The organism is Pilibacter termitis, from assembly GCF_900167335.1.
Lineage (GTDB): Bacteria > Bacillota > Bacilli > Lactobacillales > Streptococcaceae > Pilibacter > Pilibacter termitis.
The window spans coordinates 18,835-40,829 of sequence record NZ_FUXI01000014.1 but is presented as its reverse complement, the minus strand read 5'-3'; the positions used below and the strand labels follow the sequence as shown (position 1 = coordinate 40,829).

General features: G+C 34.9%; 22 protein-coding genes and 1 CRISPR repeat array. Of the genes, 11 read left to right on the top strand and 11 right to left on the bottom strand.

What is annotated here, in order from left to right; all coding sequences use genetic code 11:
* Positions 1–88: 88 nt before the first annotated feature.
* The 10 genes from B5D30_RS06930 to B5D30_RS06890 form a co-directional block, all read right to left on the bottom strand.
* Complete coding sequence (locus B5D30_RS06930) at positions 89–4,339, bottom strand: SpaA isopeptide-forming pilin-related protein (protein WP_078807332.1); 4,251 nt, start codon at positions 4,337–4,339, stop codon at positions 89–91.
* Between the two features lie 203 nt (positions 4,340–4,542).
* On the bottom strand, positions 4,543–4,857 hold the full coding sequence (locus B5D30_RS06925) for a type II toxin-antitoxin system RelE/ParE family toxin (protein WP_078807331.1): 315 nt from the start codon (positions 4,855–4,857) through the stop codon (positions 4,543–4,545).
* Complete coding sequence (locus B5D30_RS06920) at positions 4,850–5,065, bottom strand: hypothetical protein (RefSeq protein WP_078807330.1); 216 nt, start codon at positions 5,063–5,065, stop codon at positions 4,850–4,852. The genes B5D30_RS06925 and B5D30_RS06920 overlap by 8 nt, the downstream gene beginning before the upstream one ends.
* Positions 5,066–5,111: 46 nt before the next feature.
* On the bottom strand, positions 5,112–6,281 hold the full coding sequence (locus B5D30_RS06915) for a hypothetical protein (RefSeq protein ID WP_078807329.1): 1,170 nt from the start codon (positions 6,279–6,281) through the stop codon (positions 5,112–5,114).
* Positions 6,282–6,300: 19 nt separating this feature from the next.
* Positions 6,301–6,819 carry a hypothetical protein gene (locus B5D30_RS06910; RefSeq protein WP_159443250.1) on the bottom strand — a complete coding sequence of 173 codons (519 nt, stop codon included), beginning with the start codon at positions 6,817–6,819 and terminating at the stop codon, positions 6,301–6,303.
* Positions 6,776–6,967, bottom strand: coding sequence for a hypothetical protein (locus B5D30_RS06905; protein WP_078807327.1), 192 nt, complete (start codon positions 6,965–6,967; stop codon positions 6,776–6,778). Before B5D30_RS06905 ends, B5D30_RS06910 begins: the two co-directional genes overlap by 44 nt.
* Before the next feature lie 283 nt (positions 6,968–7,250).
* Positions 7,251–7,451 (bottom strand): hypothetical protein, encoded by a 201-nt coding sequence (locus B5D30_RS06900; protein WP_078807325.1) that lies wholly within the window; start codon positions 7,449–7,451, stop codon positions 7,251–7,253.
* A gap of 16 nt (positions 7,452–7,467) precedes the next feature.
* Positions 7,468–7,632 (bottom strand): hypothetical protein, encoded by a 165-nt coding sequence (locus B5D30_RS13640; RefSeq protein ID WP_159443249.1) that lies wholly within the window; start codon positions 7,630–7,632, stop codon positions 7,468–7,470.
* 34 nt (positions 7,633–7,666) lie between these two features.
* Complete coding sequence (locus B5D30_RS06895; protein ID WP_078807324.1) at positions 7,667–8,068, bottom strand: hypothetical protein; 402 nt, start codon at positions 8,066–8,068, stop codon at positions 7,667–7,669.
* Positions 8,061–8,360, bottom strand: coding sequence for a hypothetical protein (locus tag B5D30_RS06890; RefSeq protein ID WP_078807323.1), 300 nt, complete (start codon positions 8,358–8,360; stop codon positions 8,061–8,063). Before B5D30_RS06890 ends, B5D30_RS06895 begins: the two co-directional genes overlap by 8 nt.
* 578 nt (positions 8,361–8,938) lie before the next feature.
* Here B5D30_RS06890 and B5D30_RS14295 point away from each other — a divergent pair.
* From B5D30_RS14295 to cas2, 10 genes are all read left to right on the top strand, one after another.
* Entirely contained in the window at positions 8,939–9,073 is a 135-nt protein-coding gene (locus tag B5D30_RS14295) for a Panacea domain-containing protein (protein WP_268802103.1), read from the top strand.
* Between the two features lie 282 nt (positions 9,074–9,355).
* Positions 9,356–10,102: a CRISPR-associated endoribonuclease Cas6 gene (cas6, locus tag B5D30_RS06885; protein WP_078807322.1), complete on the top strand. Its 747-nt coding sequence runs from the start codon at positions 9,356–9,358 to the stop codon at positions 10,100–10,102.
* A gap of 14 nt (positions 10,103–10,116) precedes the next feature.
* The gene (gene cas10, locus B5D30_RS06880; RefSeq protein ID WP_234984637.1) at positions 10,117–12,426 is read left to right on the top strand and encodes a type III-A CRISPR-associated protein Cas10/Csm1; all 2,310 of its coding nucleotides are present in this window, start codon (positions 10,117–10,119) and stop codon (positions 12,424–12,426) included.
* A 37-nt stretch (positions 12,427–12,463) separates the two neighbouring features.
* Positions 12,464–12,865 carry a type III-A CRISPR-associated protein Csm2 gene (gene csm2, locus B5D30_RS06875; RefSeq protein WP_078807357.1) on the top strand — a complete coding sequence of 134 codons (402 nt, stop codon included), beginning with the start codon at positions 12,464–12,466 and terminating at the stop codon, positions 12,863–12,865.
* Positions 12,862–13,533, top strand: a complete 672-nt coding sequence (csm3, locus tag B5D30_RS06870) for a type III-A CRISPR-associated RAMP protein Csm3 (RefSeq protein WP_078807321.1) — start codon at positions 12,862–12,864, stop codon at positions 13,531–13,533. Before csm2 ends, csm3 begins: the two co-directional genes overlap by 4 nt.
* Positions 13,523–14,425 carry a type III-A CRISPR-associated RAMP protein Csm4 gene (gene csm4, locus B5D30_RS06865; RefSeq protein ID WP_078807320.1) on the top strand — a complete coding sequence of 301 codons (903 nt, stop codon included), beginning with the start codon at positions 13,523–13,525 and terminating at the stop codon, positions 14,423–14,425. The genes csm3 and csm4 overlap by 11 nt, the downstream gene beginning before the upstream one ends.
* Complete coding sequence (csm5, locus tag B5D30_RS06860; protein ID WP_078807319.1) at positions 14,422–15,726, top strand: type III-A CRISPR-associated RAMP protein Csm5; 1,305 nt, start codon at positions 14,422–14,424, stop codon at positions 15,724–15,726. The genes csm4 and csm5 overlap by 4 nt, the downstream gene beginning before the upstream one ends.
* Positions 15,723–16,982, top strand: a complete 1,260-nt coding sequence (gene csm6 / locus B5D30_RS06855) for a type III-A CRISPR-associated CARF protein Csm6 (RefSeq protein ID WP_078807318.1) — start codon at positions 15,723–15,725, stop codon at positions 16,980–16,982. The genes csm5 and csm6 overlap by 4 nt, the downstream gene beginning before the upstream one ends.
* Before the next feature lie 109 nt (positions 16,983–17,091).
* Positions 17,092–18,108 carry a CRISPR-associated endonuclease Cas1 gene (cas1, locus tag B5D30_RS06850; RefSeq protein ID WP_078807317.1) on the top strand — a complete coding sequence of 339 codons (1,017 nt, stop codon included), beginning with the start codon at positions 17,092–17,094 and terminating at the stop codon, positions 18,106–18,108.
* Positions 18,095–18,421, top strand: coding sequence for a CRISPR-associated endonuclease Cas2 (gene cas2, locus B5D30_RS06845; protein WP_144399517.1), 327 nt, complete (start codon positions 18,095–18,097; stop codon positions 18,419–18,421). The genes cas1 and cas2 overlap by 14 nt, the downstream gene beginning before the upstream one ends.
* Before the next feature lie 111 nt (positions 18,422–18,532).
* A CRISPR array of direct repeats spans positions 18,533–19,348; the repeat unit is 36 nt; unit sequence GTTAAGAACCCTTAAACCCCGAGAGGGGACGGAAAC.
* A 102-nt stretch (positions 19,349–19,450) separates the two neighbouring features.
* On the opposite strand, the gene B5D30_RS06840 is transcribed toward cas2, so the two are convergent.
* Complete coding sequence (locus B5D30_RS06840; protein ID WP_078807315.1) at positions 19,451–20,191, bottom strand: sortase domain-containing protein; 741 nt, start codon at positions 20,189–20,191, stop codon at positions 19,451–19,453.
* A gap of 205 nt (positions 20,192–20,396) precedes the next feature.
* Between B5D30_RS06840 and B5D30_RS06835 the strand changes: the two genes are divergently transcribed.
* The gene (locus B5D30_RS06835; RefSeq protein ID WP_159443248.1) at positions 20,397–21,911 is read left to right on the top strand and encodes a helix-turn-helix domain-containing protein; all 1,515 of its coding nucleotides are present in this window, start codon (positions 20,397–20,399) and stop codon (positions 21,909–21,911) included.
* The last annotated feature ends 84 nt before the right edge of the window (positions 21,912–21,995 follow it).

The window sequence follows — 21,995 nt, the reverse complement described above, 5'->3', positions numbered from 1 at the left end:
TTCTTACTTTTCAACAACAAGAGAAACAAAAAAACAACATTTTTTCAAACCTTGCTTTCTTTTGTTTCTCTTATTTTAATTTTTATTCTTATTTTGCGTTCTTTTTCTTACGATAGAAGAAGAAACCACCAACTGACAAGAGTGTCATTGCTCCAAAAATTGTAAAAATCGTTGTATTGTTTTCACCTGTTTTTGGCAGGGCTGTTTTCGGTAACTCCGCTTTTGGCGTCACCACTGGGAAAAGACTTTGTTCTTTCACTTTGAAATCGTCATTATGCGTTTGAACAACAGTATTGTCTTTATCCGTCACTTCCTCAACAAACGTAAAATAATCAACATTTGGATATTTAGAAGTATCCACCTGTTTAATCAATTCTTGCGTAACAAATTTATCCGTTTCTACATCAATTACTTTTTTCTCTGTTTGAGCAACTACTTTCGTCGAACCATTTTTCATTACTGCAATAAGAGAAGTTTGATATCGCAAGCCGTCCTCTTTCGTGTAATTCTCTGTTGTGATTTCAATATCATCAAACATATCCACAATATCACCTACTTTAAACGTAGTATTACCGTTTTTGTCATGGGCTTTAGTTTGAATTGTGATATTACCTTTTACTACTTTTACCTTTTGGCTTTCTTCCTCATTGTTCACATTATGTGCACTTAAAAGATAACGAGTGCCACCCTCTACTTGATATAAGTAATAACTCCATGAATACTCAACATTTGGTTTATCTTTGCTTGTATCAAGTGTTGTTTTTTGTTTCGTTAAATATTCTTTATTGTTTTGCGTTTTGAAGTCAACCGTGTTTTTATAAACAATGGTTGATTGTTTTCCTTCGATACGAGTTAAAAGCACATCAAGAGAATAAGAAGAAAAGTCTTGAAGTTCCTTAATTTCTAGCTCGTCTAAGAAAGAAGTTTCCTTGTTGCCTATGAAAAATTGCTTGCCATTGACCGTTGCCTTACTCTCTAGCTTCGGCTCTTGTTTTGGCAAAATAGTAAGAGTTTGTTCGGTGCTATTCACATCTGTATGCGTTGCGACAGGTGCTTTTTTCGCTTTATATTCTTCTTCTGAATTGTAAAGATATTGGAAAAATACTACATCATGACCTGCTAAATCTTGTGTATTAATAGTAGTTGGTATTTTCCACGTTCCCTCATACGCAACATTTTTCACTGAAGAAGAAACTTCAAGCAAGACAGGAGAAGCATTCAAATCTCTTGCGGTATCTTGTTCTTGGTCTATTTTTCCTAAATCTAACACTTTCGTCACTAAAAACCAATCTTTGCGTTCAGATAAACTATAACTTACTTCATCATAGGCTTTTTGAACTCCGAACGGTAACGTTGTTTTTTCGTTGCTTGCCCAAAATGCATGAGTAGATAATTCATAGTTTGGTTTTTGTATCGCATTGTCTAAGAAAGTAACATCATACATATCCACAACAAAAGAAGAAGTAGCTTTATCTGTTAAATCTTTGATTGGTACAGTGACTGTTTTAGCTGGGTTCGTGTTTCCTTTTTTCATCAAAGTAAACACGTAATTATCGTTTTTTTGTCGCATAGTTATTACATGAGGGTCAATTTTCGCATAGCCACTTGGTGCAGACACTTCGGTAATTTCCCAATCGCCATAAACTAAGCCCTTAAATTGACCGTAACCGTCGTAATGAAGATTGCCATTAGTAAACGTACCAGTTGTAACAAGTTGTTCTTTTCCTTTGGTGTTATTGATAGGAGTAGCTTTAAGAGTTACTCCGTTTAGCCCACCAATTGAACTGTTTTCAACAAATTTTTTAAAAAATTCTAGGTTAAATTTGATTACTTGTTCTTTACTTGTGACGGTTTGAACGTCCACCGCATTTTTCGGGTCATCATTTGTTTTCTTAATTTCAAACGGAATTTTACGTGTTTCAATAGCATAACCCTCTGGCGATTTCGTCTCTTGTAAGTAATACTTTCCTACGGCTAAGTGTTCTAGTCCTAATTGTGCTTTATCGTCCACTTCTATTACAATCGTGTCATCACTCGTTTTAACTTTTGTACCTTTGAGTAATTTTGGAGAGAAGTTTTCCGTCCATTTTACTTTGTCGCCTTGTTTGTGAGTATAAATATCTTCATCATAATAAAGACCAAACTCTGCACCTTTGAATGTTGCCAACCCTTGCGTTTCGGTTTTACCTAGCTCACTATCCGTTTTCGTGAGAGTTACTTGACCTGTCACTTCTTGATTTGTCCCTGTTCCCTCTGCATACACAATCTCTGTTTTGTTGTCTTTCCACGTAAGTGTAACACGTTGTTTTTTGAATGTGTTCACAAAACCATTGCTTGCCTTAATTTCCGTAATGTCATAATCACCTAAAGGTAACTCTGTGCTTGTTTTAGCCAATCCTTGAGCGTTCGTTGTAATTGTTTCTTTGTATTTTCCGTCTGTACTCACCACATCAAACACATTGCCTGCAAGTGAATAATGGCTATTCCATAAATTCAAACCACTCTCCAACCCTTGTTTTTTTACTGTGATTTGTCCTGTAACAATTTTATTCATTACTTTTGTATCGTGCAAAACAAGCTCGGTGTGGTCGTCTACCCATTTTAACGTTGCACGGAAAGTTGTTGTATTGACTGTTTGACCTGTGGCACTTGTAACAGAGTTTGCGACTTCTTTTACATCATACTCGCCTAGTGGCATATCACTTGGTGTTTTCGCAATTCCGTTTTTGTCTGTTTGAATGGTGTATTGTTTTTTGTTTTCAATGTTTGTCAACAAAAACTCAATACCGCTTAAATTATAATGTCCATTTGGCAGTACTTTTCCATATTTTTCAAGCGACTTATCAAAGGTAATCTCACCATGAACGGCTTTATTCTCTACCGTTTTACTTTCGATAAAATCAGCTACTGTTTGCCCTTTGTAGTTTAAAACAATATGATAAATATTGCCATTTGTGAGTTGTCCTGTACTGCTTGACACGGGTTTTTCTTTTACATAATAATCACCTAATTCATAATATTGAGAGAGATTGCTAACCCCTTTATCATCAAGTGTTAACGTTTCAAGAGGTGTTCCTGTTGCTTGTGCATTGTTGAAAATGTCAAACTGAATACCCTTGAAAGAATATTTGCCGTTCGGTAATTGTTTCCCTCCTCCGTCTTGAACAACATTTGCGAGTAATTCTTTGTTGAGTTGAATCCGTCCTTTTTGACGATCGTTTTGTTTAGTGATTGTAACTGTTTCACCTGCCTTGATTGTGGCTGTTTGAGGTGTTGAATCCAGTACATAAGGACTTGGTACATAGATTTCTGTTACTTTTAAATTTTCTCCGTCATCTGCGACATCAGAAAGGATTGCTTCTCCGTTTGAATCGGTGGTTACTTCTTTAGATTTTGTACCGTCTGCAAAATTCCCCTCTACCTTGAACTTTGTATTCGGTACGACTGCACCACTTTGTTTGTCGACTTTGCGGATTTTTAGGTTACCTGTTTTGATGACACGAACATTAAGGGAAAAAGTATTTTTAAATGGGTCACCTATTGAAAACATAGTTTGTGCTGGATTCCCTAAGCCGTCATCTGTTTTCCATACAAGAGAAGATATATTCAATTCCCTCCAACCAAGTGAAAAAGAAGAATCTCCTTGAATAGAACTACTATCAGCAGTTAAAACTAATTTATCTCCATTAACAGAATATTTTAGTTTGTTCGGATTAGAAACTAAAACATTATAATCAGCAACACGATTATTCATATCCGTCAATGTTACAGGTTGCCCCATTTTGACTGTGATTGTTTGACCGTTAAAACTTGGAAGTTTCAACCGTTGATTGACTTCGTTTGCGATCTTTGTTTTGTAATCAATGATACGATTGTAATCTCCACCAAACATATAAGAGATTGTACTTGCCCCAACAACTTCTTCCCAAATGAGCCATTGAGCAGCAGCAAAGCTGTCGTTGTCGACTTCCGCATTGTAGAGCGTTTCAGCAACTAAACCTATCATATTGATTTTTTCTTGCGTTGGTTTTGGTTGTTCGGAATAGGCATTCCCTCCGTGATAGCTTGGAACACTCGGCTCTATACAATACGCTACTCGTCCATTTATTTTGTAGCGAATAATTAAGTCTCCACCAGAAAGCCCCCCTTGAACATTCAAATAAATTCCTGTGCTATCTGTTCCGTCAACCGTGCTAGTTACAGCATGAGCCATTATTGGCGATAAAGAAGAAAAAAATACACCTCCTATTGTTGTAAGCAACGATAACCATGAAGAAAGTTTTTGTTTCTTTTGGTACTGTTTTGTTTTTTTAAACAAGTTTTTTAGTTGTTTTATCATGATAAATTTTTTGTTCCTTTCTTCTGAAATTTAGATTTTCTTTTTTTACAAGAAAAATCTTAAAGACTCTTTTTTTATTTCTTTCTTTTTGAGGGAGAGCGTATATTTAGCACTTTTTCAATTCCTTTCGTGTTTTTTTGTATTTTAGGGTAACTAAAAAGACAACTTCTTGGGGAAGTTGTCTTTTGGAATTGTATTTAATTTTAACTCAATTCTTCTTTTAACTTGTTCAACCAATCTTCGCTTTGATGAAAAATATGAGTAATAGAAATGTAGTCTTGAACTTCTACATAAAATATAATATATCTCCAAACAATTTTCTTTCTCATCGTACTTTCTTCAAAAGCCTGTGGATATAATTCTGGAAAATCTTCTATTTCTTTTAAAGCATTCTCTATTTCATCATCAAACTTTCGAAGTACTTCGTATGATTTTGTTTGATAATACAAAAAATCTCTCAACCGTTCTAAATCATCTTCGGCAGTAAGGGTTAAACGTACATTTTTAAACTCAATCATATCTTTTTGCTCTCAAACGTTGCAAAACTTCATTTGCTGATTTTGTTTTCCCTTCAACCATTTCTATTAAAGGTTGTTGCATTTCTTGAAAAAAACGAATTTTAGCTTTATTTCGAGCAAGTTCCTTTTCCATTTGTTCATATTCTTTTTTACTTAGAATAACAATTTCATCATTGTGAAGGTTTTCCACCCTTAATGCTTGTGCCATTTTAAACACCTCTTTCGCTTATTTTATATTTTTATTATAACACATATCAACTTAATTGTGTAACACCGAAATTCGTAGCACTATCCCAATCATTGTCAGTCATAGCTACAAATTTATCTCTAGCCCATGTTTCAGCCTCTCCCCATGTTCCAAATGTTGCAGAGGCAACAACAACTCCATTATTTTTAACCCACCCCATAAATTGAGCTTGTGGTTTAGGTTGCTGTGGCTGAGGAGTACTTGGTTGTTGCGTTTGTGGTTTGTTTGTTGAACCACTAGAGCTACTGTTAGAAGAATTTCCTCCGTTAGATTGAGGAGTTGTCGGTTGTACATAACCTCCAGTTTGTTCATTGTAGACAGGTTGCCCTGTTTCATTTGCTTTTGCAAGTGCTATTTCTTCGTTGCTCGCAACTTCTGAACCTTGTTCTTCAGCTTTCGCTTTTTCTTCTGCCTTACGTTTTTCTTCCTCAGCTTTTTTCTTTTCTTTGATTGCTTTTTTGATAGGGTCAAGTTTTGTTTGTAATTCTTTTTTCACCTCTTGATTCTTGATTTTATTGATTGCGTTTTGTGCGTTGTTCGCTTTTGTTTCATTCCCTTTGTCTTTTTCACTTTCAACTAGGGCTTTTTTCGCATTTTCGATATCAGTAAATTGTATACGTGCATTTTTTACGATTTCAGCGACTTTATCGCTAAAAGGTGTTTTTTCCTTTTGTTTTTCTAAAGCTTGAATATCTTCCGTTTTTACGTCTTTTTTGATGATGATTTCTTTTGTGACTTCATTACCATTTAAAACAGGTTTTGTAAATAACGCATTGAGTTTCGTTTGTGTGTCAAGCATTGTTTCAGCTTTTTTGATTCGCTTGCTTACTTCTTTATCAGCAGTCGTAAATTCATTGACAGCTTTTTCATATTTCTTGCTATTAAAGTCTTTTACTGTCTTTTCGCTTGAAGTCAATTCTTTTTGAATAGCTTTGATTTCATCAGCTTTTAAGTCTTTTCTCAAAAATTCTTGTTTTTCATCAAAAAGTTCTTTTGCCTTTGCTAAAAGATTTTGTGTATTTTTCGTTGTTTGTGCAATTGTGGTTTTTACTTTTTCTTCTTGTGCATAATCAGCTTGCACTTTGAAGAATACTCCTCCACCAATCGCAAGGATTGCTACAACACCACCAATAGCTATTTTCCCCTTTGTTGTTTGAATAAATTCTTTTGTGTTCATTAGATTTCCCTCCGTGTTTTCAATTTTCAACTAATGTCTTTTTTAATACAGCTTTCAGACTTTCAATATTTTCTTGCCCCTCTTCATATAAAAAGTCTAATGCTTGTTCTACTTTGTTTCTTTTTACTACCTCTGAAAATTCACCCATAAACATAATTTGTAATGAATCATTTTTTTCTTTATCCTTGTATTCCTCACGAAGATTTTTATGTTCAAAATATATATCAACTATACCATTTGATATTCTCGCAAGCTTTTGATGAAAAACCATTAATTCATTACTTTCATCATCATTTAAATACAAGCGTGCGTACAACACTTCTTCATCAACCTGTTTTCTATAAATAGATATGTTTCTATACATTATTTCAACTGAATCTGAATTAGAAAAAACTTGTTCTGTCAATGCCTCAAAGTGTGTCAATAGATTTGCCATTTCCGAGTAATAAAGAGACAAATTTTTATATAAACTCGTTAATAACTTTGCTCTTTCCTCATAATAAATAAACGATACCTTTTTTTTGCTTTTCAACATCAACTTTAAATACTTCAAATTTCTTATTGAAATAAAAAGTATTAACAAATGCCGTTGCCACTACAATAAATAAAGTATTTATAAGTGTTCCCATTAATACTTTCTCCATTTTTTTTACCTTTATTATGTCTTTCTTTTTATATTTTGTCAATCACTACCACCGTTTTCTCTCAAAAAGAGGAGAGGGAGGAGGAGTCTCCCTCTAAAATCTAATGAAACTTCTGGTTGTGAGTGCTAGGGGTTGCACTCCATACAAACAGGAGGACTCAAACCTCAATCTTAGAATATCAAGTTGTTTTTATTTACCTACAAAATAACAGACTGGTATATTCTACGCTTTACTCTTTAAGCTATGTTTGTGTAATTTCTGTTGTTGCAAGTTTTCAAGATATTCACGAGTAGAAACACAAATGCAATAAACAAGATAAAAGCATTTATGACTTTTCAAATCTCACATTTCTCTTTTTTACAGCAATTCTAAAACAGTAGTCTTTGACTTTCATTTCATCTACATCCTCGCATTGAATAATTTCCCCTACATAAACATTTTTGTACTCTTGTTCAATTTTTAAAATAAACGGTTTTTGTAGTAAAACTGAATTTGCTAGAACTTTTCTACCTATTTTATTTTTCATCTTCTTTACCCCAACATTAATTTCTACTAAGATTTTCAATATATTGTCTTTTAATTTTCGCCTCGCTTACTGATTCTGTATAAGGAATTTCTTCTGTGGATAACCAATACAAAAACAATGTCAACACAGATAAAAAGATAATCCCTACAATGATTAATGCTGTAATAACAATAGTTGTCATAAAATTTTCTCCTTTAATTGTTTTTTATTTTTTTCTAATCAATACAATGATTAATCTCGAAAGTTTGAACATTTTCACGTTCTCTATCAAAACCTATTCGTTCAGCAAAAAAATTTACTTTCGCTCGGTAATATTCATAGCTATCCTCATATTCTAGAATTTCTTTATAATAGTAGCCAAGTTCAAAATAAAAATCTTCAAATCTTTTCATTATTACAGAATCAGCTTGATAATCTTCTTTCGGCACTAAATGCAAATAATCATCAGCCACCCAATCACCCGTAGAATACTCCCCCAAATCACGATCCATTTCATCTAGATAACTATTATACATAGCATATGAAAATGACAATTTTTCTTTCATTTCAATAAATAAATCAAGATAAAACGAATGATTCTGAAAATCATCTCTTATACTTTCATTTACTTTACGCATTTTTTATCCTCTTACTTTCTTTATTTTCGATATACCAATTATCAAAATCTTCATTGACTTCTTCCATTAAACTATCAATTACTCGTTTCATATAATCGTCAAATAATGATTGATTATAAAATCTTATCTGTTTTTTCCAATGTTTGACAGTATAATCGAAATCTTCAAATACATTCTTTGATACTTTTTGATGAAATTCTTTCCAAACCCTAAAAGTATCAACTTTTAATCTCAACATTCCTTTAAATATATCACTCCGTTTCTCGAATTGCTTTTCTTCTTCGTTTGTCATTTCTGTTTGCGTTTTTTAACCTTTCTATAAAAATAAAAAAAGCAATCACTTTTTATGATTACTTCTTATTCGCCAACTAACAGGCAATGTGTATCTTAGGAATCGAACCTAAATAATGCAACCATGCACACACAAAATAAAATTCGGAGTGGAACTATGTCATGCGAACCTTACCCCTAAGTTTTTCACTTTCGATGAACTTTAACACCGCAAGGATTATCACCTTGTTGCATATTAATTTGTCAAAGAACTATTTGAATGATTGCTCCAAGTTTTTTTGTTTTGAAGTAATTTATTCAAAGTAAGTGTTTATTTCCTTATCCTTATCAAAAAGTATACAGCCGGTTTTTTTGATATATCTCATCTAAAATGTTACAAAAATGGTTCAAAAAGAGGTACAGTGAACATTAAGTAAATTAAAACAACTCATGAATGAAAAATAAATTTGAGTTTGTTATGAGACGAGATAGAAATAAATCTTCAGTCACTTCCATGCTCTCAAAGGTTATTGTTGAAAACTTAACGCTCGATGAATTTCGCTTGAAAGAGTTGGATAGAAATGGTAATGGCGAGTAGATATGCTTGTTTGGAAACGATATGGAAAATATGAAGTATCTTATTTGAGAAAAATGAATCATCAACTCGGTGGAGCAGGGCAAAAAAATTATCGCGAGGGAGTTCCAAATACCACTATTCCTAATGAAGATATTTGAGCTGAAAGAATAAGAATTTAAAAGCATCAAAAACGGAGCTTTTTCCGTACGGATTCAATTCAGTATGGAAAAACTTTTCTCTTATTTTTCCTATACATTTCCCAAATTACTTCACATATTTCTTATTTTTTTGGTATAATAAACAAAACACTATTAGCATGTATTTTAGAAAAGCGGAGAGTGGCGTTCAGGAGTTTGTCGTAGTGAGTCATGGCAATGCGAACAGCGACCAAAATCCTGCACTTCACAGCTAGACAATAAGAAAAGCGAAGAGGTGAAAAAATGAAAAGGTTTACTTTTATATTAGAAAACGAAAAGAAAAAGAAGTTGTATCCTAGAGATTTAGCTCCAAAATTGCAAGGTGTTTTAATGCAAAATCTTCCGAGTGAGGTGGCGGAAAGTTTGCACCAAAGGGAAATTAATCCTTATTCTACATGGGTTAGCCGAATAGATGAGGAGTATAAGTGGGAAATTAATGTCATCGACGATAAATTGGCTCAAAGAATAGAAACGATATTTTTTGACAATGATTTTAAGGAAATTGTTTTGCGTTCTTATGGTGATTTAGTGATGAACATTAAGGAAAAGAAGAAAGAGGTGCATAATATAGAAAAATTAAGTCGCAATTTTTATGAAAAGGAGGCACCAAGTAAATTTTCAATTTCCTTTTTATCTCCGACATCGTTTAAATCGCAAGGAGAGTATGTTTTTTTCCCAGACATTCGACTTCTTATTCAGAGTGCGATGCGGAAATATCAGGCTTTAAATGAAAATGATAAGGAAGTTGATGAACATTTGTTACAAGAGCTTGAGAGTAGAGCGAGAGTTACTTCGTATCGAACGAAAAGCCAGTATTTCAAGGTGCATCAGTCGTCAATACCAGCATTTGAGGGGGAAGTGACGATTTCTGTTAACGGAAATCAGACGTTGAAAAATTATATTTTCATGCTGTTTTCTTTCGCTGAATATTCTGGTGTAGGCATTAAATCCTCTATGGGCATGGGAAAAATTAAGTTGGTGAGCAAATAGAAAGTAGGTGTAATATGGTAAAAGAAATGGAAGAAAAACAGGTAGCCTTATTTTTTGGTGCGGCTTTGCATGATATTGGAAAAGTGGTGCAACGTGCGACAGGTGAAAAAGTACGGCATAGCAAAGTAGGGTGCGACTTTTTAAAAGATTATACGAAGAATAAAGAGATTTTAACGAGTGTAGCACATCATCATTATCAAGAAATTTCTCAGAGCAAAATTGCAGACAATGATTTGGGGTATATCACGTATATTGCTGACAATATTGCAAGCGGAGTGGATAGAAGAGAATCAGAGGAAGAAGGAAATATTTCTTGGGATACTTATACCAACCAAGAAGATATTTTCAATACATTTGGTGAAAAAACAACTGAAAGATATTACAAGCCCGTCATGCTTGATGATACGAAAGAATATAACCAAGCAAGAGAAGAAAATCATAAATTTTCTCAAGGAGATTATGCGGGAATTGTGACGAAAATAAAGGATACACTTACAAAAATTCAGTTTGAAGAAAAGTATGCAGACTCTTTATTAAATATGCTTGAGGGGACGTTATCATTTGTGCCAAGTTCAACGAATACAAAGGAAATTGCAGACATTTCTTTATACGACCACATGAAGTTAACCGCAGCCATAGCCAATGCGATTTATGAATATGCCAAGGAGAAAGAAATCACTGATTACAAAGAAAAATTCTTTGAAAAGGCAGAGGAATTTTACGAAGAAGAGGCGTTTTTACTTTACAGTTTCGATCTTTCTGGTATTCAAGACTTCATTTACACGATTGTCAGCAGCGGGGCTCAACAACAGCTTAGAAGTCGTTCGTTTTATTTGGAGATGATTGCAGAAGTTGCAGTGGATAATTTGCTGAGGGAAAACTCTCTTACAAGAGCGAACTTGCTTTATTCTGGTGGTGGTCATGCGTATATTATTTTGCCCAATACAGAGTTTGCAAGAACAGCGATAGAAAAAGTTGGTCAAGAGATGAATGAGTGGCTTATGGAAACATTTGGTGCCAAGCTGTATTTTGCGTTTGGTTATACTCATTTTTGTGCCAACAAAGTAATGCAAGGCAATGATCCAAAGGAATATAGTAAAATTTTCCGAAAGGTAAGCAAGCAGATTTCAGAGAAGAAATTGCACCGCTATGATGCGGAAACGATTGAAAAACTAAATCGTGGAGGCAAAAAAGAAGGTCGAGAGTGTCGAGTTTGCCGAAGTATAGACAATTTACCAGAAGTGGACGAGGAAGAAACTTCTATTTGTCAAATGTGCAAGAACTTGGAAAAATTTTCTAAGGATATTCAGAAAGAAAAATATTTTGAGCTGAATGAACAATTTGGGTTAGAAGTCGGAAAAAATCAGTTTTTGAAAGTGGTATCTGAGAAAGCTATAAAGGCTGGTGAGGTAAAAGGAAAAATCTACGTAAAAAATCAATTTGCAACAGGTGAAAGTATCGGGACACACATTTGGGTGGCGGATTATGCGAGTGAAAAAGATATTGGCGAATATGCAAAAATGGAAACGGTTATTAGAGAAAATGAGAAACTTGGGATTCGGCGATTGGCTGTTTTGCGTTGTGATGTGGATAATCTAGGACTTGGATTTATGATAGGTTTTTCCAAACAAAATGGCGGAAAGTTTCAAACGCTTTCCAGAACGGCGACATTTTCCAGAGTGATGAGTCAGTTTTTCAAACTTTATATGAACCAATTTGCCAAAGACTATGAGGTTACCATTGTCTACTCTGGTGGCGATGATGTGTTTGCGATTGGACAATGGAAGTCTGTGATAGATTTTGCGATCAAGCTAGATGACGAGCTGAAAACATTCTCGAACCACAAGTTGAGTTTATCAAGTGGTATTGGGATATTTGGCGGGAAAACGCCTGTTAATATTTTGGCACATCAGACTGGGGAGTTGGAGGAGAGTGCGAAAGGGGTGGATAATAAGAATGGAATTGCTCTTTTTTCTAGTAAATTCACGTATTCCTATGAGCTATTTGTAGAGAAAATTTACAATGAAAAATTGCCGTTTATTCGCAATTTCTTTAACAATCAGAATGAAAAAGGGAAAGCGTTTATTTATAAGTTGTTGTCATTAATTCGAGAAAGAAATGAAAAGGAGAGAATTACGTTTGCAAGACTAGCTTACTTTTTAGCAAGGCTAGAAGATTCTATGAAAAAGGATGACAAAAAGCTTTTTAAAGAGTTTAAGGAACAATTCAAGACTTGGTTTGATGACAAGGAAAATGCAGAACAGTTAGAATGTGCGATTATGCTTTATATTTACGAAACAAGAAAGGACGGAGAACATGAATAATAATTTTACTCATTCAAGAAGAAGTTACCCAAACAATATGCAGAATAAAAAAGAAGAAATCAAAGAATGTATCAAAGAATTTCAAGATGATACTTATGTTGATGAGGCGGAGGCAGTCTTTGAAAATCTTAGTCAAGAAAAGGAGTTGAATAAGTTAACCACTACTCAAATCAGAAATCTTTTAAGTTTAACAGCGAATTTATATGATGAGATTCAAGTGAAAAAATTTGAGGAATTGACGGATAAAATTAATTATTTGAGAGTGCAATTTGTTTATCAAAGTGGTAGGAATAAATCAGTAGAATATTTTGTAAAGAAAGCTGGGATTATTGACCTTTTGAAAAACAGAGTGAAGAACAAAGTGACTTTGATTCGTTTTTGTAGATACATGGAGGCTTTAGTAGCATACTTTAAATATAATGGAGGAAATGACAAATGAGTAATTACGCAAAGGTTAAAATTGAGGCAACACTGGTATTGGAAAGTGGATTACACATCGGTGGAAGTAGTGCATTTGCAGCGATTGGTGCGACAGATGCGCCGATTATCAAAGACCCTTTGAGTAATTTACCGATTATTCCAGGTAGTTCGTTGAAAGGGAAGATTCGTTCACTACTTGCAAAAGCAGTGAATGAAGGAGTAGCCAATTCTCCAAGTAGCGATCACGAGAAAATTCGCCGTTTATTTGGAGATGTTGAAAAGTATAAGGACGCTAGACTATTATTTAGAGATTGTGTTTTAAGTAATGATAAAGATCTTGAGAAAAAAGGAGCTAGAACGTTTACGGAAGTGAAATTTGAAAACACAATCAATAGAGTTACAGCAGTAGCCACACCTCGTCAAATCGAGCGTGCAATTCGTGAGAGTGAATTTCGGTTTGAATTAATTTATGATGCCTATAATATTTCTGATGAAAAAGAAATAGAAGAGGATTTCCAAACGATTTTAGATGGTTTGGAATTACTTGAAATGGACGCTTTAGGAGGAAGTGGTTCGAGAGGGTACGGAAAAGTGAAATTTAAAGACCTTCAGGCAAAGGTAGTTTTTGGTGATGAAAAAATAGATTGTTCTATTTTTGAAAAACGAGGTAAGGCAAATGAATCTTAAAATCTATAAGATGCAATTTCACAACGCTCACTTTGGCAATGGAGTTTTAAGCGAAAGCGAAACGACTTTCACAAGCAATCGCCTTTTTTCTGCATTGATTTTAGAAAGTAAGAAAATGGGGAAATTGGAGGAGTTTTTAGCTCTTGCAGACCGAGAAGATTTTGTGCTGAGTGATGCGTTTCCATATAAGGGAGAGCCTTTTCTACCAAAACCGATTGGCTTTCCTGATTTTGAAGATGAGGAAAAAGATTTAGAGGCTAGAAGGAAAAATGCAAAGACAGCGAAAAAATTAAAGTATATTCCTTTTTCTTTATTTCATGAGTATCTTAATGGGACAGATAGGCTTGAGGATTTTGTTGAGAAACAAAGCGAACTTTTTGAAGTTGTAGAACAGACGAAAAAAGGAGTAGACCCGTATCAAGTCGGTGTGAGTTATTTTGGAGATACTCAGCTATATTTCCTTGCACCGAAACATGAATTATTCCAAGAATTGATGAAAAGCCTACAATATAGTGGACTTGGTGGAAAACGAAAAAGTGGTTTTGGCTCATTTGAACTTTCTTGCGAGGAAGTAAGTGAAGAATTTTCGGCAATCCTTTCTTCTAAAAAAGGCGGAAAATTTGTGGCATTAGGCAATTTTTATCCGGAAAATTTAACAGATGAGTTGCTTACTGGAGCAAAATATTTGCTAGAGAAACACTCAGGTTTTGCGTTTTCCACTGAGGTTAAGGAAACGTATCGAAAACAAGATGCGTTTACGTTTAAAAGTGGTTCGGTATTTTCGCAAGATGTAGCTGGGAAAATTTTAGATGTTCGCCCAAGTGATTTTCCTCATGCAGTTTATCATTTTGCAAAACCTGTTTGGTTGAATTTGGAGGTGAGTGAGAGATGACGTTGAAACAATATACATTTAAGCTTTTGACGCTTGCTCCTGTGCATGTTGGGAGTGGAGAAAATTATTCGAAAAAAGAAGTATTTTTCGATGGGCAAAAAATTTATTTTCCCGATTTAGGGGAAATGTATAAGGTGTTTTGTGAAAATGGCTTAGAACGAGAATTTGAACGATTTCTGCAAAATGGAGATACCTTGAGTGACTTTTTGTTAACAAAAACGACAGTGAAAGAGAAAATAAAAGCTATTTCTAAGATTTCGAGTAGTTATCCTTGGGCGCTTAAAAAGAATAAACAAGGAAAATTAATTTTACCAAGAATGAATGTAGTTGCCGCTCAAATCAAAGACCCTTTCGGGAATCCTTATATCCCAGGTAGCTCGCTGAAAGGAGCATTGCGAAATATTATTTTGCAGTATTTGATAGTTGAAAAAAGGAAAGAAAATCCTGAAGAAATTCGGAAAATGATGGAACTTTCTTTAAAAGAAAAGTCGGATAAAGAATTTACACGACAATTTTTACAAACTCTGATTTTAGATGGGAAAAACGAACCTGATGCAAAGTACGATATCATGAAAGGAGTCATTGTTTCTGATAGTAAACCGCTGAAAAAATCAAGTTTAATTATGGTTCAAAAGTTTGATAAATTAGGCAAAGGGACTAGAGAGGGCGATAATGGGCATGAGATTTCAACATTTCGTCAAGCGATAAAACCAGAGGTGGAAGTTGAGTTCTCTATTACGATAGATACAAGCGTTTATAAAGATCAGGAAGTTGCACTGAATCTAGCTGAATTTTTTAAGAAAAGGAACTATCGGAGGTGTGGAGAAGAGGAGACATTTGAAAGTTCTCGATTTGAACTTTTTGTTAAGAGCTTAAATCATCAGTACACGAAAGAATATCTTAGAAAATTTGAACTTAAAAATTTGGATAATATAAAAAAGAATACTATTTATCTTGGAGGTGGTAGTGGTTTCTTGACCAAGACTATTTGGATGAGCTTGTTAGATGAATTAGATCGCTTTGATAAAGTAGAAAGAATTTTAGATGGGCAATTTTCGGCTAGACGAGCAAAGGTTTATCGTGATGAAAATAGAATTGTAAGAAAAGATTTAGATGGGGAAAGTGTACCACAAGTAATAAAGATTGGAAAAAATAAAGGAAAAGACAATATAGCTTACGTTGTAGAAGATAGACTTCATCACGGAGCAAGTCCGAGGAATGTGAAGTTGGTTCAATATAATGGTAGGGAATATGAAATGGGTAAGTGTTGTTTTATTATAAAGGAGTGTGAGAAACGATGAGATGCTTAATCACTTGTGTAGGAGATACAGATCCAATCCGTAATTTGCATGATGGTGGAATTCTTCATATTGCGAGAGTTTATCGTCCAGAGAAAATTATTCTTATTCATAGTGAGCGTTCACTAGCGAAACATGAGAATGTTGTAAAAGCTCTGAATGGGATTGCTCATTATCAACCAGAAATATTGCAAGAAGAACATGTATTGAAAAACAGTGAAGTTTTTCTATTTGATAAAATGTTTGAACAAATTTCGAGTATAGTTACAAAATATAGACAGACGTTTTCAGAAGATGTTGAGATTTTGCTGAACCTTTCAAGTGCAACGCCTCAAGTGATTAGTGCAATGTTTGCAATCAATCGAATTGAGGAGATGAACACACAAGCGATTCAAGTGGCAACTCCTGTCAAAAACTCAAATGAGGGTGTTGGACATGATAATAAAGAGGATATTCAAGATTTAATTGAAACGAATCTTGATAATCAAGGAGATTTTGAGAATCGTTGTGTAGAAGATGAGGGAGTGAACTTTTCTCAAGCTCTTTTAAAGAGGAAGTTACGACAATTTATTGAGGAGTATGATTATTGTGCTGCCTATCAGTTAATACACAAAGAAAAAGGAATACCAGCGAGAAAAATATTATTGAAAGAGTTGGAATGTCTAAAAAACGATATTCAAACGCAGTCCATTCCGGAAAAAATTAAAAAGATGAAATTTCCAGAGGAGATAAAAAAATCTTTGAATGCTTATCTGTTAATTGATTTGAAGCATAAGCGTGGCGAAGTTGCAGAAGTGTTAATTCGAGTAAAGAGTTTTGCGGAGTTTGTTTTAGAATGTTTTTTTAATGAGGAACAATCTAATTTGATTATAGTGAAAGAAGATAAGCCTTATCTTAACGTTCAAGATTTTCCTAAAATTAAGGAAAATCTTGATAGAATGTCGAGGGAAAAAGGGTATGAAGAATTTCGGGAAAGTACAATATTGAGTTTGCCAATATACATGAATATTTTAAAATTTTTATATCCTGAAGACTCGAATAGAAAGAAGTTAAACAAGATTCAACAAATTAATGGTCTTCGTAATAATGTTGCACACAGATTGGATGGTTTTGATAAGAAGAATTTGAAGAATGTAAATGGAGCGGTAAAGGCTTGTAGAGAATTACTATTAGTGGTTTTCAAGCTAGATGAGAAATATTTAAATTACTACGATGATCAAAATAAATTATTGTTAGAAAGGCTAGAAGATAATCATTAATGTGTTATTGAGGTGATTTCTTGAGAATATACTTTTCAGAAATCACTTCTTTTTAATAGTGAAACTATAAGATTTATTCATTTAAATTTTTCATTGGGGGTAAAAGTCTATGAAAGAAATCCTACTAATCACCGACCAATACAAATTAAGAAAAAGAGAAACAAGTATCGTTTTGACAACGCTTTTAGGCGAGGAAGTCCAAGAAGTGGCAATGGGTATGATTGACTCAATCAGTGTTTTTGGCAATGTTCAACTCTCAACGCAGTTGTTGAAGTCGTTGAGCAAAGAGGGAATTGAGGTTTATTTCTTTTCGAAAAGCGGAGGATATTTGGCTCATGTAGAGAGTAGTTATAAGGACAATAGTGTTGCACAACGTCATCAAGCAAGAGCGACAGATGATTTTTATTACTGTTTGGCGATGAGCAAGAAAATTATTTCTGCAAAAATTCGTCACTCTAAAGAGTTGTTGCTGTCCTACAATGAAGACGGTCTCTTAGATGAGGAAGATTTTCAAGTGTTCGAGCAGTCGCTTGTGCAAATTGAAGAGGCGAAAACCATTTCTGAAGTGCTTGGGTTTGAGGGAAAATGTGCGAAAAGCTACTTTTATTATCTGGGGTTTCTTGTGCCAAATGAATTTCGTTTCAAAGGGAGAAGTAAACGTCCGCCTAAAGATTTATTCAATGCGTTCATTTCTTTTGGCTATGCCAATTTGTATAAATATCTCGTTGGAGCGATTCGTCGTCACGGTTTGCTCCCGAGTTTTGGCATAGTACATCAAGATAAGCCTGCTCATGCAAGTTTGGCGAGTGATTTAATGGAGGAGTGGCGAAGTATTCTCGTAGATGATGTGGTCATGAGACTTTTGCGTGAGGAGGTAATCACGAAAGAGGATTATACGGTGAATGAAAATGGCGGGATTTATCTTGAAAACCGCTTGAGAACAGTATTTTTGCAAAGACTTTCGCAAAGAATGAACGAGGCACATCCTTATTTGTTTTCAGATAAAAAACGGTATGATTTTTTCTATGCTGTTGATCAGCAAGTCAATGCGTTAAAGCGATCGTTTGAGGAAAAAGATGTGGAGTTGTTTCATACGATTGGGGAGGGCAAAGATGAGGTTGTTTAATTTAGATGAAAACGAGATTTTCCTTGCCAATAAAAAGCCAACACATTGGTTATTGATTTACGACATTGTAAGTAATAAAAGGCGAGTAAAACTTTCTAAAATTTTAGAGGGTTACGGTGTGCGTGTTCAAAAATCTTGTTTTGAGGGTCGAAGTGACGAGCAGACGTTTCAACGGTTAAAAAGAGAAATGCAGGAATTTTATATGAAACATGAGGGAGACAATATCGTCTTATTTCGTCTGACAACGAAATCCATTGTACGATTTGGCGAAACACAAAATCCAGAAGTCAATGATGGGGTGATGATTTTTTAATTTTTTTTGCAAAAAGTAAGTTACTTCTCTCGTTTTTTATGGTAAAATAAAGAGAGGTTTGGTGGAGGACACAATATATTGTGTGTCATTTTCCACACCCACAAAATGTGGGTTAAGAACCCTTAAACCCCGAGAGGGGACGGAAACGGTAACTGGCAATAACGTTTGAGTTTTCTCTTTCGTTAAGAACCCTTAAACCCCGAGAGGGGACGGAAACCCCTGTAGGTGTTTCGTTAAGCGTAGTTGGTTACGTTAAGAACCCTTAAACCCCGAGAGGGGACGGAAACGTATGCATGACTTTACAGACGTTTGACAACCCTTGTTAAGAACCCTTAAACCCCGAGAGGGGACGGAAACATTTACGCCTTTTATTTCAGCTACTTCTTTACATAGTTAAGAACCCTTAAACCCCGAGAGGGGACGGAAACTTTATCACTTCATATACAGTTGCGTTTTTCTTTATGTTAAGAACCCTTAAACCCCGAGAGGGGACGGAAACTAGCTTTCTTTTCAACGTCAATATGCTTGCGTTGAGTTAAGAACCCTTAAACCCCGAGAGGGGACGGAAACCTTAATCATTATAATGTACCATTGCTATATATATGTTAAGAACCCTTAAACCCCGAGAGGGGACGGAAACAGTCTGAAATTACTTCTTGAGTCATTTCGTCATCACCGTTAAGAACCCTTAAACCCCGAGAGGGGACGGAAACAACTCATAATCATTCACCACCGAGCCAATTCACTGGGTTAAGAACCCTTAAACCCCGAGAGGGGACGGAAACAAGTTGACCTCAACGTACATCTCGTACTTTTCCAGTTCAGAACCCTTAACCCCCGAGAGGGGACGGAAACGCTTTTGGTTTATAACGGTTAATGACATTTCCTTCCGTTCAGAACCCTTAAACCCCGAGAGGGGACAAAAAAATGCTATCCCTCAAAAAAGGTGATAGCATTTTATAAAAAACGAAATATTCTGAAAATAAAGTGAATCTTTCTTTTTCAACCCAAAAAAACAACCTCCGCCATTCATCTCCCAAAATGAATGGCGGAAGTTGTTTGTTTTTCTCCTCCGAATTTCCAAAGTTTCGCTGAGCAGATTTTTCTTTTGGTATCGCTCAGACACGTTTGTAATGTTATGCGTTCTTCGTTCCCCTTTAGTATATACTCGCTAAAAATTCGAACGCCTGTTTTTTCTTCGATACCAAGCTCGTTGACAATGGAAATTTTGTCGATGACATAGGTGTAGGCGACTCCTTTGTCATCTGTTACTGTTATTTTATCGTCCAATCTCGCCTCGACAAATGGGTCGAACGCTCCCATGTGATGTCCGATAAAATAGGTGTTTTGATTATCCGTGCCAGAAAAATGGTTGGCTCTCCCCCACGTTGATGCGACAGTGTCTGGCTCATTGTCAATAATTTCTTGCCCATTCCCGTTATTTGCCTCTTTAAACGGAATGGCTTTGTCAGAATAATAAATCGTATCTCTTCTAAGAATTTCATTCTTTATTCCGCCGTTTTTTGTAACAATTTGTTGCTGAAGACTATTCAAGTTTTTGTTCTCCTCCCCATTTTGCAAAGCAACCAATGCTTGTCCCTCTGCAAATGTGATTTGATTCTCTCCCTCAAAAGTAATCAAATATTCTATCCAAAAACCAATTGCCAAAAGGAAAATCCCGAGCAAAAGAAAACGAGCATTTAATAATGTAAGGAATGTGAAATCTTTTTTGCGAATATGTCTACTCTTCTTCTTCAAACGAAAACTCATTTTCTTCCGCCCTTTCTTGTGGGAAACGATAAAAATTTCCTCTAAAAATAATCTCCATTAAACAGTATAGAATCTCTAGCAAATTTTTGCTTTTGTTTTTTTTTAACAAATGGAAAATCAAACAAAAATCGCTCGGTTTCATTTTAAAAAGCAAAAGAAAGCGTTTATAATAAAGGTAGAGAAAAAACACGAGGAGGTGAATGTCATGTATTTTCTATTTGACAAGCAAGATGTGCTGAAAATCAAGATTTTGGAGCTAATGGAAAGCCGACGACAGCCGATTTTTACGCTATCCTCACTGCAACGGAAATTTTCTTCGTCTGCCTATATCATCAAAAAAACGATTGAGGCACTTTTGTACGACATTGAGTCATTCGGGCTAAAAGAAGAAATCCCCCTTTCTTTTACATTGGACGGCAAGAGCATTTTCATTCCACAAAGTAAAAAAATCAACCTGCTTGAACTGCGGAATTTTTACTTAGAGGAGGCGAAAAATTATGTGCTGTTAAAACGCTGTTTTGATGAGAATTTGAAAAGCTATCAGCAATTTTCAGACGAAGAATACCTCAATATCGAAACGGCATTTTCCATGAAAAAGAAGTTGGACAAAGCGTTTAGCGACTACGATTTTGAAATTGATAAAAATTTTCACATTGTTGGCGACGAGCGAATGATTCGCACGTTTTTTTACGATTTATTTCACCAGTATTTTAGCAACGTCAATTATCTTTATGAGCAAGAGCTTGAAGACGAGGCAATGGAGTTGATTGCTATAATCTCCCCTTTTTTGAAAGAGCCGTTTCGGAAAAGTCAAACGCTTACGTTCTGTTATGCGTACTATATCACGCAACACCGCATGACTCACGGGCATTTTCTACTTCATTCTAAAAATAAATTGGCAATGTTGGAAGAGGAAAAATTGGAGAGCGACCGGCTTTTCGGGCTTATTTTGCAGCACTTAAAAAAACATTGTGCCACGTTTACAGACGAGACAGGAAAAAAAGTGGAAGTGCCAGAAGACTGTATGAAATCTGAGGCACAATCCGTTTTGCTTTACCTCTATATGATGGGATTTAACCCGAAAGATAACAAATTTCATAATTTTTCATGGGAAAGACGGAAACAACTTTCGCAAATTGTGGAAATATGGGAGGAGTGCTATGTAGATTTCTTTGAAAAACGACTTCCCTCACGTATTCGCAGACGGTTAAAACGTAGGTTATTTGCTATCAACTTGCGATTGCTTTATCTGTACTCGCCACATTACTATATTGCAGAAAATATGAGAATGTTAAATTTCCCCGTTGTAATTGCATTTACAGCAAAAGTGGTTGACAAAATGGCGAAAAATTTTTCACAAGCCGAGGGTGACTATCTTCAGCTCAGCAATTTTTTGTTTCAAGATTATTTTTATGTATTTTTAGAAACCTTGCCAACAAAGGATATTTTGCCTGAAGTCTATTTTATGATTGATTTTCAAAACAGTACACGTGTGACGCATACGAAAAGTTTTTTAAATCAAAAGAAATACGACAACTTCATTTTTACAGATGATATAGAAAAGGCAGATATTTGTTTGACCGATTACTTGGTGGTAACCGATAAACCTACGATTTTAGTAAATTGGCTCAACCCTCCAACAAACGAGGATTATTTGATTTTGTACGATTTGATTAATGAAATTAAGGTGAACAAATTTTTGAGGCATCAACATAAATAAAAGAAAGCACATGGCTGAAGTGAGGTAAGTTCCATGTGCTTTCTTGTAGGGTATCAATAGAGTGCTTAGAATGAGGAGGCTTTT